Genomic DNA, 11,042 nt, shown 5'->3' on the forward strand with positions numbered 1-11,042 from the left:
ACAGACGGCGTTAACACACATGCAGGGCGCAGACCGGGGGCCCTCCTGACCCAGATCGGCATGGCACTCACGCATCGCCATGACCGAATACCGGCGCGGGATGTGTCTGGGCAAAATCCAGCATCCGTTGGGTTGAGCGCAGTGCTTTGAGGCGAATGTGCTCGTCCACCTGAATTTCGTGCTGTCCCTTTTCTAGAACCTCCAGCAGATTATGCAAGCCATTCATCGCCATCCACGGGCAATGCGCACAGCTTTGACAGGTGGCGCTGTGTCCCATCGTCGGCGCCTCCAGCAGGGTTTTATCGGGAACCGCCTGCTGCATTTTGTAAAAAATCCCCTTATCCGTCGCCACAATCAGCGTCTGATGCGGCAACGCCCTGGCAAAGGCAATCAATTGCGAGGTCGAGCCCACGCGATCCGCCAAGTCAATGACATTGGCCGGGGATTCCGGATGCACCAGAATCGCCGCCTCGGGGTGTTGCTGTTTGAGGGCAAGCAAGGCCTGCGCCTTAAACTCCTCATGCACCACACACGCCCCCTGCCACAGCAAAATATCCGCCCCGGTTTGCGCCTGCACATACGCGCCGAGATGGCGATCCGGGGCCCAGATCATTTTTTCCCCGCGCGCGTGCAGATATTGGATCAGTTTCACCGCAATGCTTGAGGTGACCACATAATCCGCCCGCGCCTTGACCGCCGCACTGGTATTGGAATACACCACCACCGTGCGCTCAGGATGCGCATCACAAAAGGCGATAAACTCCTCGGCGGGGCAATCCAGATCCAGCGAACACTGCGCCTCCAGGGTGGGCATCAGCACCCGCTTTTCCGGACTGAGAATTTTTGCCGTTTCGCCCATAAAGCGCACGCCCGCAACCACCAAGGTCGTCGCTGCATGCTGATGGCCAAAACGCGCCATTTCCAGCGAATCCGAAACACAGCCACCGGTTTGCTCGGCCAGGCGCTGCAGTTGCGCATCCACATAATAATGTGCTACTAACACTGCATTTTGCTGTTGTAGCAGTGTCTTGATGCGTAGAATGACGGCCTCGCGGGTGGCGCTGTCATAATGAGGGACGCTGGAGAGAATACCCGCCGTCAGTGGAACGCTAAACGCATGTCGCGATAAGGGATGATCTTGATTCATGAAGCCCCGACCAAAAGCGTGTGCCAAAGCGGGCAGTTTAAGCCAAAAACCCGGATACCAGCAATTGAGCGACAAAAAAGCGTTGCTTGTCTGCCCCGTGTACCATGCGTTAACCCGATAACAATGAGTACCTTGCAATGTCTACGTTTGATATCACCAATCTTTACGAAGCCCGCGTCATTCAGGCGGTACGCCAATATGCCAAGGAGCATTTTCCGCCGGATCAAGCGCCGGATTCTGACCTTCTGGAAGACGTCGTGTGTCTGGCGCTGAATCAATTACCGGCGCGCTATGTACGTCATCAGGTATATGCCATGTTCTATCTGAGTGGTGCCGAGCAAAAACGCATTGATCAAGCCATTAAGCAGGCCGTGAGCTATGCCTTTGCGCACGTCGCCCAGGATTTCCGATCAAAATAAGTACGGCAAAGGTTTAGAGCTGTTCGCGTATCATCTGCGCCAGCTCGTTGGCCAGTCGTTGCACCTGCGTGCGCTCGCGTCCTTCCACCATGACCCGGATCAAGGGTTCGGTGCCTGAAGGCCGCAACAGGACGCGCCCCTCCTGACCGAGGTGCTGCTCTGCCTCACGCACGGCGGCCTGCACAGACGGAGTTTGCACAACGCTGGCGGCATTAAGATTGCCAATCGGCACATTGATCAGAATCTGCGGAAACTTGCGGATGCGCTGTTTGAGTTCGGCTAGGCTTTGCGCGCTGCTGCACATCACCTGTAACACCTGCAACGCGGCAATGATGCCATCGCCGGTGGTGGTGCGATCCCGGCAGATAATATGGCCCGAGGATTCCCCGCCCAGCATCCAGCCTTCCTGTTCCAGCGCTTCCAGCACATAACGGTCCCCCACTGCAGCGCGCCGAAAGGGAATGCCTTGCGCCTGAAGGGCTAACTCCAGGCCCAGATTACTCATCAGGGTGCCCACCACCCCGCCGCCCAGATGGCCGTCACGCTGCCGGGCAAAGGCGATGATCCCGAGAATTTCATCCCCATCAAGCACCTCGCCCTGGGCATCGACCATGATCACCCGGTCGCCATCACCATCCAGGGCAATCCCCAGATCCGCCTGATGACTGAGCACCGCCTTGCTCAGATGTTCAGGATACAGCGAGCCGCAGCCTTCGTTGATGTTAAAGCCATTGGGCGCAATCCCCACCGGGATGACCTCGGCGCCGATTTCTTCAAACACATGCGGGGCAATGTTATAGGTCGCCCCATGCGCACAATCCACGACCATGCGCAGACCGTGCAAGGTGGTGCCGAAAGGAATCGTACCTTTGCAAAATTCAATATAGCGCCCGGCGGCATCGCTGACCCGCTCGACCTTGCCCAGATCGGCTGAATCGACGATCTGCATCGCCTGCTCAAGCTGCGCCTCAATGGCATACTCCAGCTCATCTTGCAATTTGCTACCCTGACTGGAAAAGAACTTAAAGCCATTATCAAAAAAAGGATTATGCGAGGCGCTGATCACAATTCCCGCCTGCGCCCTGAAGGTGCGGGTCAGATAGGCAATCGCCGGGGTTGGCATCGGCCCCAACATACGGCTATCCACCCCGGCGGCTGACAGCCCGGCCTCCAGGGCAGCCTCAAACATATAGCCCGAAACGCGGGTATCCTTGCCAATCAACACCAGGCCCTGCCCATCAGGTACCAACACCCGCCCCACCGCCCACCCCAGCTTAAGGGCAAAATCAGGGGTCAGCGGCGCCTGTCCCACCCGTCCACGAATCCCATCAGTCCCAAAATAGCGACGTTCCACGCGAATCACTCCTCAAAATTAGTGGCGGCATCATCTTGATGCCGCTTGAAAACCCGCGAACGCAGGATGCGTCCGCCACATAGGGCGAACATATATCTCTGCAAGCACAGCCTAATCTGCAAAGCGCTTCGCTTAAAGACGCAGCACGCGCACCAAAACCACGCCATTGTGCGCAAATAACAGCTCATATTCACCAAGGCGGGGGAGTGAATCCTCACGGGTCAGGGCGATTTCGCCGACCTGCGGAGTGCGGCGTTCAATGACCCGCTGGGTATAGACATTAAAGCTTGGGGTGTTGAGCCGCCACATGACGATTGCTTCATCAGAAAAGGCTCGCGCTGCCTGTGCGGCCGCATAAATCGGGCCTTGCTGAATTGCAGAGATGGCAGGCAATACCAGCCCTGCGGTACCGATATTGAGCAATAAACCCAGTAACAGCAGTCTATAGCCTTGGGTGTTGCGGCGCAGTGTGGCGAACATGAAATACAGGCTTATCCCCAAGGCAAGGGCAAAATACAGCCGCCATAGCAGGGAAAAATGCGCATGATGATCGGTCAGCAGGCCCAACACATAGGCATCGCGCAGCTGCGGTTTAAGCCAGCTCAGCAGATCCGGCACAAGCAGCAAGAAGGCAAACATCAGCACCGCTGGTAAAAACAGCCAGGCACGGCTTTTCAGCGTCTCCAGATGCAAGGCCATGAGAATCAAAAGCGGCGTCACCCCGTAGAGGATGTAATGGGGCAATTTTGTACCGGACAGCGAAAAAAGCACCAGAACCACCGCAAACCACACCAGCAAGAAGGCATGCAAATCCTGCCGATACACCCAGCTTCGCCGCATCTCCCACAGCGTGCGCACCAGCAGACTGCTATAAGGCAACAGGGCTACCAGCAAGACCGGCAGATAAAAAAAGAGCGGGCCGCTGTGGCCGTGCATCGGTGCCTGAAAGCGCCCCAGGTTATGCTCCAGCAGAAAGCCCAGCAAAAAGCCCGGCCCCTCGCGCCAGGTGATGGTCAGATACCACGGCAGCACCAAGGCCAAAAACAGCCCAAGGCCCAGCGGATTGAAGGCCGCCGCCAGCCATGCCCGCCCCTGCCCCTTGAGCAGATAAAACAGCAGACTGGCAAGCAGCGGAATCACCACCGCCACCGGCCCCTTGGTCAGAAAGCCCAGGCCCATCGCGATAAAGGCCAGATAAATATAACGCGGCTGGCGGCGGGTGTAGTGCAGGTAAATGGCAAACATGGCGGCGGCAATCAGCAGATTGAGCAGTCCATCGGCAATCGCTGCCTTGCCCACCACGGTAATGGCAAAGGCGCTGGCTCCCAGGGTGGCGGCAATCAGGCCAGTGCGCGCATCGCCCAGCCGCGCACAAAAGGCATAGATCAATAGCATCCAGGCGGTGGAGGCCAGCGCCGAGGGCAGACGCAGTGCCCATTCCTGCAGGCCAAACAGGCTGACACTGAGGGCCTGCAGCCAATAGATCAAAATAGGTTTGTCATAGCGCGGCTCGCCATAGAGATAGGTTGCGATCCAGTCACCCCGCGCCAGCATATCGCGGGTGGCCTCGCTGAAGGCACCCTCATCCAGATCAAACAAGGGGAAGGCATGCAGATTGAAAAAAAACGCCGTCCATAAAGCCGCCAGCAGCAACAAGGCAAGGCTGCGGTGCAAGGCCAAGGGCGGCGGGCCAAGCCGTGGATGCCCGGCACTCATACGTTATGACTCAGTACCATCAGCTGATACGGCCCGACGACCAGCTCCTGGGTGGCGGTGACGGTGCGCCCGGTGTGAAAATCCACCATGGTTTTGCGCATCCCCATCTGGCGCAGGCGGCGGGCCTCCAGACGTTGTTCAAATTCGCTGAAATTAGCCAGCACAAATACCGCATATTGCTCATTGCTGCGAATAAAACCAAAGACCTGGGCATTGCCGGTATCAACGATTTCCGTCTCGGCCCAGGCAAAGGCGCGGTTTTGGGCGCGTAGCTGAATCAGGCGCAGCAGACCCTGATAGACACGCCCTGGAATGGTGCTGGGGTCGCGGCGTTGTTCGGCGTGCTCCCAGTCAAAGGCACTGCGGTGCATCCAGCGTGAATCACCGACCTTGATCGGGTCACTGCCATAGTCGTAATTATTCAGTTGGGCGACCTCATCCCCCAGGTAAATCAGCGGGATGCCGCCAATGGTGAAGATGACGCCATGCAAGAGCAGGATGCGCTGGATGGCCAGCTCGATTTCCTGCGGATCGTTTTCATCAATGCCTTTTTCCAGACCGCTGAGCGAGGCACAGCTACCCGATACGCGGGCATCGCCAGTGAGCGGATTTTCCTGAAACGGCGCGCCTCGGGCAAAGCTGCCGGGATGGCGGCCAGTATAAAAACGGGTGAGAAAGCGGCGATGTTCATCCGGATCAAAGCCGGCGGCGATGATGTCTTCATCGGCAAAGGCCCAGCCGATGTCGTCGTGACAGCGTACATAGTTGACCCAGGCGCAGCCATCAGGCAGGGCAAAGCTGCGCTGCATGGCCTGGCGCAAGGCACGCACATCCCGCGTGGCCAGGGCATCCCATAAAAGCGCCATCAACTGCGGGTTATACGACAGCGGGCACTCTTCTTCGCCGATGTATTTGCGGACCTCGTCAGGATGGACAATGGCCTCGGATTTGAAAGTCATGGCCGGGGCGGCAATGTTGACCACCGCATTGAAGGCCTGAATCAACCAGTGCGCTTCGGGCAGATTCTGGCAGTTTGTGCCCAGCCGCTTCCACACAAAGGCCACCGCATCCAGGCGCAGGATTTCCACCCCCTGATTGGCCAAAAACAGCATCTCCTCCATCATGCGGTTAAAAACCACGGGGTTTTCGTAGTTCAGATCCCACTGATAGGTGTGAAAGGTGGTCCACACCCAGCGCTTGATACGGCTTAAGTAGGTAAAGGCGCCTGGGTGGTCATCCGCAAACACCTCCGGCATGTTGCGCTCGTAGGCATCGGGCAATTCACGGTCGGCAAACATCCGGTAATAGGCCTGATATTCACGGTCACCCGCCAAGGCCCTCCGTGCCCATTCGTGCTCATCCGAGGTGTGATTGAAGACAAAATCCAGGGTCAGCGAGATCCCGTGATGACGCAGCTCGGTGGCCAGCTCAGCGAGCTGCGTCAGGGTACCCATCGCCGGATCGAGCTCGCGGTAGCTGCTGACCGCATAGCCGCCGTCATTATCCCCTTGGGGCACCTTAAACAACGGCATTAAATGCAGATAGGTGATGCCCAGCTCGGTTAAATAGGGAATGCGTTCACGCAAGCCGTTGAGATCACCGGCAAACAGATCGACATAACACATCGCCCCAATCATGCGGCTCGATTGATACCAATGCGGATCGGCCTCACGCAGCGCATCCAGCGCCTTGAGTTGCGCCGGACGCGCCAGCCACATCTCGGTGGCGGAGGCCAGCACGCTTTCCAAATGATAAAAAAAATCATAGTGACCGCCGTACAGCGCAAACAAGCGCTTAAACAGCTGGGGAAAATGGCGCTTGAGGCGCTCGCTGTAGGCCTCCCATTCTGCCGGGTCGGTGCGCGGGGCAAAGCGGGCCTCTATGCGTGGAAGTAAGCGCTTGAAAGAACGCAGGCTTTGCTCTTCCAGCCAGACGGGGTCACTGGGTTGAATCTGCCGTATCATGATATTTGGATGTTAGAATGAATGATTGCCTTGCACAAAACACAGGCGCCGAATCCGAGACATCGCCGAAAACTCAGGCGCTGCGTGCCGCACATGGCGTCATACACCATACCACATGAGGCGGGATGACCCGAAAAACCAGGGATTTTAAACCAGCGCCGATGCTGCATAGCAGAAAAAATCGGTCTTTTTAAGGTAGTATCTACGCCCGGTCAATTTATCACAACTGAGGATTTACTATGACTAAGCGCACCGTCACCCTGACTGACAACGCTACCGGCAAGCAGGTGGAATTGCCGGTACACGAAGGCACGCATGGCCCGGCGGCCATTGATGTTCGCTCGCTGTATAAGGAACTGGGCTATTTCACCTATGATCCCGGCTTTATGGCCACCGCCAGTTGCAGCAGCGCCATTACCTACATCGATGGCGACAAAGGGATTTTGATGTATCGGGGCTACCCGATTGAGCAGCTCGCCGAGCATAGCACCTACCTTGAGGTCTGCTATCTCTTGCTCTACGGACATCTGCCCACCTCGACCGAACTCAGTGACTTTTCGCGCATTGTCAAAGAGCATTCCATGCTGCATGAGGCGTTGCGCCGCTTTTATGGGGGCTTTCGCCATGATGCCCATCCGATGGCGATCATGGTCGGCGTGTTTGGCGCGCTGTCAGCCTTTTATCATGACTCCACCGACGTGCAAAATCCTAGACATCGCGAGATCTCGGCGCATCGCATGATCTCCAAGATGCCCACCATCGCGGCCTGGTCGTATAAATATGCCCTCGGCCAACCCTTTATGTATCCGGATAATTCGCTGGGCTATACCGAAAACTTCCTGCGCATGATGTTTTCAACGCCGACGACCGCCTACAAGACCAATCCCACCTTTGTGCGCGCCCTGGATCTGATCCTGATCCTGCATGCCGACCATGAGCAAAACGCCTCCACCTCGACGGTGCGCCTGTCGGGCAGCTCCGAGGCAAACCCCTTTGCCGCAGTGTCTGCCGGGATTGCCTCTTTGTGGGGACCGTTACACGGCGGTGCCAATGAAAGCGTCGTGCGGATGCTCAGCAGCATTGCCGAAAGTGGCAATGTTAATCAGTACGTGGCCCGCGCCAAGGATAAAGATGACCCCTTCCGCCTGATGGGCTTTGGTCATCGCGTCTATAAAAACTTTGACCCACGGGCTAAAATCATTCGCAAGATGTGTCATCAACTGCTGGCGGAACTGGGCGCAGAAAATCAGCCGCTGTTTGAGGTGGCCCTCGAACTGGAGCGGATTGCCACAGAGGATGAATATTTCATTGAGCGCAAGCTCTATCCCAACGTGGATTTTTATTCCGGTATCATCTTGCGGGCGATGGGTATCCCGCTCAACATGTTCCCGGTGATCTTTGCCCTGGCGCGTATCGTGGGCTGGATTTCGCACTGGAACGAGATGATGCATGATCCTGAATCGCGCATCGGGCGCCCGCGCCAGCTCTACACCGGCGAACAGCCGCGTGATTATGTCCCGATTGAACAACGCTAATACATTTATCCATAAGGAGTTTTTATGAGTATTGATCGTATTGTCTTTGCTGTCGCCGGTGGTTTTATCCTGCTCAGCGTGTTGCTGGCTTATCTGCACAGCCCCTACTGGCTCTGGTTTACCGCCTTTGTTGGGGCTAATTTACTGCAATCGGCATTTACCGGTTTTTGCCCTCTGGCCATCATCCTGAAAAAGATGGGAATGCAGCCTGGGCAGGCCTTTCATTAAGCTCAGGCGGTCGGCGTTTGCAGCGCCGACCGGTGTTTGATGGCAAAGCGACCTCTGATTGGTGTCACTGGCCCGGATCGTGGCGGCCTGGCGGCCTGGTGGTGTATCGCGCTGGCCTTGTATCGCGCCGGCGCACGGGTGCAGCGGATCACCCCCAGGCGTACATTAGATCTTCAGCAGCTGGATGGACTGGTCATCAGTGGCGGTGCCGATGTCAGTCCAACGCTCTATGGTCAGCCTAAAATTGCCCTGGTTGCGGAAATCAAGGCCCTGGAACAAGGGTATCTCAATCGTCTTGGCGCCTTGCTGCTTTACCCCCTGCTATGGGGATTGCGGCGTAGTCTGATCACCCATGCCCCCGGCGGTGATGAAGCCCGCGACCGGATGGAATATCGCCTGCTCAAGCTGGCCTTGGCGCAGCGGCTGCCGGTATTGGGCATCTGTCGCGGGATGCAGCTGTTAAATGTCGTCTGTCAGGGCAGTTTGCACCAAAACCTGCAAGGTTTTTACCGCGAAGCGCCGCAAATCCGCACCGTGTTGCCGCGCAAAGCCGTGATCGTGATCCCGCAAACCCGCCTGGCGCAGATCGTTGTGCACACCCGGCTTAAGGTCAATGCACTGCATCATCAGGCCATTGACCGCCTGGGACAAGGGTTGTGTGTGGCGGCCCAGGAAAGCAACGGGATCACGCAGGCCATTGAACACCGTGACTACCCCTATGTTTTAGGGGTGCAATGGCATCCGGAATATCTGCCACAAAAACCAGAGCATCAAGCCTTGTTTCATGCGCTGGTAGAGGCCGCCCGCAACGGTTCTGCCAGCGCCGCATGATGTTCGCCCTACTTTTTTAACCACAGACCCCTAAGGAGGAGCGGGACAGGACGGCCTGATCATGGCCGTGCATGGCGCTGCGTCATCCCCCTGGGATCAAGGCCAGGATTTCCCGCATAAACAAATGATGTCAGGCCCGATTATTTTTGGTGAAGTGTTATTTGACTGCTTTGAAGATCGCGCCATTCTTGGCGGGGCGCCGTTCAATGTTGCCTGGAATTTATGCGGCTTTGGACAGGCACCGCTGTTTATCGGTGCGGTTGGGCAGGATGAACTCGGTCAACAGGTACGCTCCATGATGGATACCTGGGGCCTGGAAACGCAGGGCTTGCAACACTGCGCAAGCCATCCCACCGGACAGGTCCAGGTTCATCTCGAAGGCGGGGAACCCTCATATGACATTCTGGCTGATCAGGCCTACGACCACATCGCCGCCGCCCCTGCGATTGCGGCAAGCCAACAGCGGCGCCGCGCCATTTTGTACCACGGCACCCTGGCCCTGCGCAGCCAAACCTCCCGCGCCACACTGGAGGCCCTGCACACCGCTACCGCCCGCCCGATATTTCTGGATGTCAACCTGCGCAGCCCCTGGTGGGAGCCGAAAAGCCTTCCTGCCCTGTTAATGCGTGCCACCTGGGTCAAGCTCAACGCCCAGGAACTGACCTGGCTCACCCCTGAACACCTCCCGGACATGCCCACCAAGGCTTTATGGATGCAAGACCGCTACGGACTGGATGCCGTGATCCTCACCTTGGGGGCACAAGGCGCTTTAGTGGTCAGCAAAGAAGGACAGTGCATTCACAGCCCGGCAGCCCCTGCGCCAAACGTATTGCGCGACACCGTCGGCGCCGGCGATGCCTTCAGCAGCGTCGTCCTGATTGCCTTGATGCAGGAATGGAGTTGGGAAAAAACCATTGCACACGCCGCGCAGTTTGCCGCCAAGGTCTGCACCCTGCACGGCGCCATCACCAGCCAGCGCGCCTTTTATACCGAAACAGCAGAACAATGGAAATAATAGATACGGCGATGAGCGCATAGGAGACTAGAAGAGCGTTGTTTAAGGGTTGGCGGAGAGGGTGGGATTCGAACCCACGGTACGCGCAAGCGTACAACGGTTTTCGAGACCGCCCCGTTCGACCACTCCGGCACCTCTCCACATTCCTTAAACACCGGCACTGCCTTGGGTTTTATAAACCCAGTAAATGCCAAGCGAGTTATTTTACTACACAAACTGTCTTTGGAAAAGAGAGGAATCAAGGCGTGTTAGCCCAAAGCAGTAATGTCCCCTTCGTCCAATTCTAAAATGTCCCCTTTATATTTAAGCGGGAGGGGCACGCATGACGAAGGAGCACATTACGATGAGTCACAAAGAAATTGACCGACTAGAGATGATTCAGGCGGTGGCGAACAAGCATCTGCGGCAGGCCGAGGCGGCCCAGCGCCGTGGGGTTGAGCGTGCGCCAGGTCAAGCGCCTGGTTCGCCGCTATCGTGAGCATGGGGCGACAGGGCTACGCAGTGGCCACCGTGGCCGACGTCCCAATAACGCCATTGCCGAGACAGTACGCCAGGAGGTGCTCGCCTTGGTCAAGACGCACTACACCGACTTTGGCCCCACCCTGGCCTGCGAAAAGCTGGCCGAGCGCCATGGTCATCATCTCTCGGTCGAGACCCTGCGCCAGTGGATGGTGGCCGATGGGCTATGGCAGCCCAAGCAACGCAAGCAAGCCCGCATTCATCAGCGCCGTCCACGCCGCCCCTGCCTGGGGGAGCTCATTCAAATCGACGGCTCGCCCCATGACTGGTTTGAGGTGCGCGGCCCGCGCTGTACCCTGACTTGTGTTCATCGA

Annotated in this window: 9 protein-coding genes, 1 tRNA gene and 1 pseudogene; 6 read left to right on the forward strand and 5 right to left on the reverse strand. The window is 57.3% G+C overall.

What is annotated here, in order from left to right:
- Nucleotides 1–67: 67 nt before the first annotated feature.
- Nucleotides 68–1,147, reverse strand: a complete 1,080-nt coding sequence (gene nadA, locus THISIDRAFT_RS10875; RefSeq protein ID WP_006786104.1) for a quinolinate synthase NadA — start codon at nucleotides 1,145–1,147, stop codon at nucleotides 68–70.
- Nucleotides 1,148–1,284: 137 nt separating this feature from the next.
- On the opposite strand from nadA, the gene THISIDRAFT_RS10880 reads away from it, so the two are divergent.
- A complete protein-coding gene (locus THISIDRAFT_RS10880; RefSeq protein ID WP_006786105.1) occupies nucleotides 1,285–1,566 on the forward strand; it encodes a late competence development ComFB family protein in 282 nt (93 codons plus the stop codon).
- A gap of 13 nt (nucleotides 1,567–1,579) precedes the next feature.
- On the opposite strand, the gene glmM is transcribed toward THISIDRAFT_RS10880, so the two are convergent.
- The 3 genes from glmM to THISIDRAFT_RS10895 all read right to left on the reverse strand — a co-directional run bounded on the left by glmM (nucleotide 1,580) and on the right by THISIDRAFT_RS10895 (nucleotide 6,600).
- Nucleotides 1,580–2,920 (reverse strand): phosphoglucosamine mutase, encoded by a 1,341-nt coding sequence (gene glmM, locus THISIDRAFT_RS10885; protein WP_006786106.1) that lies wholly within the window; start codon nucleotides 2,918–2,920, stop codon nucleotides 1,580–1,582.
- Nucleotides 2,921–3,052: 132 nt separating this feature from the next.
- On the reverse strand, nucleotides 3,053–4,636 hold the full coding sequence (locus tag THISIDRAFT_RS10890) for an ArnT family glycosyltransferase (RefSeq protein ID WP_006786107.1): 1,584 nt from the start codon (nucleotides 4,634–4,636) through the stop codon (nucleotides 3,053–3,055).
- Nucleotides 4,633–6,600, reverse strand: a complete 1,968-nt coding sequence (locus THISIDRAFT_RS10895; RefSeq protein WP_006786108.1) for an alpha-amylase family protein — start codon at nucleotides 6,598–6,600, stop codon at nucleotides 4,633–4,635. The genes THISIDRAFT_RS10890 and THISIDRAFT_RS10895 overlap by 4 nt, the downstream gene beginning before the upstream one ends.
- 239 nt (nucleotides 6,601–6,839) lie before the next feature.
- Between THISIDRAFT_RS10895 and THISIDRAFT_RS10900 the strand changes: the two genes are divergently transcribed.
- The 4 genes from THISIDRAFT_RS10900 (at nucleotide 6,840) to THISIDRAFT_RS10915 (ending at nucleotide 10,209) form a co-directional block, all read left to right on the forward strand.
- Nucleotides 6,840–8,135 (forward strand): citrate synthase, encoded by a 1,296-nt coding sequence (locus tag THISIDRAFT_RS10900; RefSeq protein WP_006786109.1) that lies wholly within the window; start codon nucleotides 6,840–6,842, stop codon nucleotides 8,133–8,135.
- Nucleotides 8,136–8,159: 24 nt separating this feature from the next.
- Nucleotides 8,160–8,363, forward strand: coding sequence for a YgaP family membrane protein (locus THISIDRAFT_RS10905; RefSeq protein ID WP_006786110.1), 204 nt, complete (start codon nucleotides 8,160–8,162; stop codon nucleotides 8,361–8,363).
- A 39-nt stretch (nucleotides 8,364–8,402) separates the two neighbouring features.
- A complete protein-coding gene (locus THISIDRAFT_RS10910) occupies nucleotides 8,403–9,194 on the forward strand; it encodes a gamma-glutamyl-gamma-aminobutyrate hydrolase (protein WP_006786111.1) in 792 nt (263 codons plus the stop codon).
- A gap of 61 nt (nucleotides 9,195–9,255) precedes the next feature.
- The gene (locus THISIDRAFT_RS10915; RefSeq protein WP_006786112.1) at nucleotides 9,256–10,209 is read left to right on the forward strand and encodes a carbohydrate kinase family protein; all 954 of its coding nucleotides are present in this window, start codon (nucleotides 9,256–9,258) and stop codon (nucleotides 10,207–10,209) included.
- A gap of 50 nt (nucleotides 10,210–10,259) precedes the next feature.
- On the opposite strand, the gene THISIDRAFT_RS10920 is transcribed toward THISIDRAFT_RS10915, so the two are convergent.
- A tRNA-Ser gene (locus tag THISIDRAFT_RS10920) sits at nucleotides 10,260–10,349 on the reverse strand.
- A gap of 182 nt (nucleotides 10,350–10,531) precedes the next feature.
- Between THISIDRAFT_RS10920 and THISIDRAFT_RS10925 the strand changes: the two are divergent.
- Nucleotides 10,532–11,042 (forward strand): annotated as a pseudogene (locus THISIDRAFT_RS10925) (helix-turn-helix domain-containing protein); the annotation flags it as partial.

It is taken from the genome of Thiorhodospira sibirica ATCC 700588 (assembly GCF_000227725.2).
Classification (GTDB): Bacteria; Pseudomonadota; Gammaproteobacteria; order Ectothiorhodospirales; family Ectothiorhodospiraceae; genus Thiorhodospira; species Thiorhodospira sibirica.

Bases quoted from the DNA above. Each gene is read 5' to 3' on its own strand.
- THISIDRAFT_RS10890 (WP_006786107.1), bottom strand. From the start codon at position 4,636: ATGAGTGCCGGGCATCCACGGCTTGGCCCGCCGCCCTTGGCCTTGCAC.
- THISIDRAFT_RS10905 (WP_006786110.1), top strand. From the start codon at position 8,160: ATGAGTATTGATCGTATTGTCTTTGCTGTCGCCGGTGGTTTTATCCTG.
- THISIDRAFT_RS10900 (WP_006786109.1), top strand. From the start codon at position 6,840: ATGACTAAGCGCACCGTCACCCTGACTGACAACGCTACCGGCAAGCAG.
- THISIDRAFT_RS10880 (WP_006786105.1), top strand. From the start codon at position 1,285: ATGTCTACGTTTGATATCACCAATCTTTACGAAGCCCGCGTCATTCAG.
- THISIDRAFT_RS10910 (WP_006786111.1), top strand. From the start codon at position 8,403: ATGGCAAAGCGACCTCTGATTGGTGTCACTGGCCCGGATCGTGGCGGC.
- THISIDRAFT_RS10895 (WP_006786108.1), bottom strand. From the start codon at position 6,600: ATGATACGGCAGATTCAACCCAGTGACCCCGTCTGGCTGGAAGAGCAA.
- nadA (WP_006786104.1), bottom strand. From the start codon at position 1,147: ATGAATCAAGATCATCCCTTATCGCGACATGCGTTTAGCGTTCCACTG.
- THISIDRAFT_RS10915 (WP_006786112.1), top strand. From the start codon at position 9,256: ATGGCCGTGCATGGCGCTGCGTCATCCCCCTGGGATCAAGGCCAGGAT.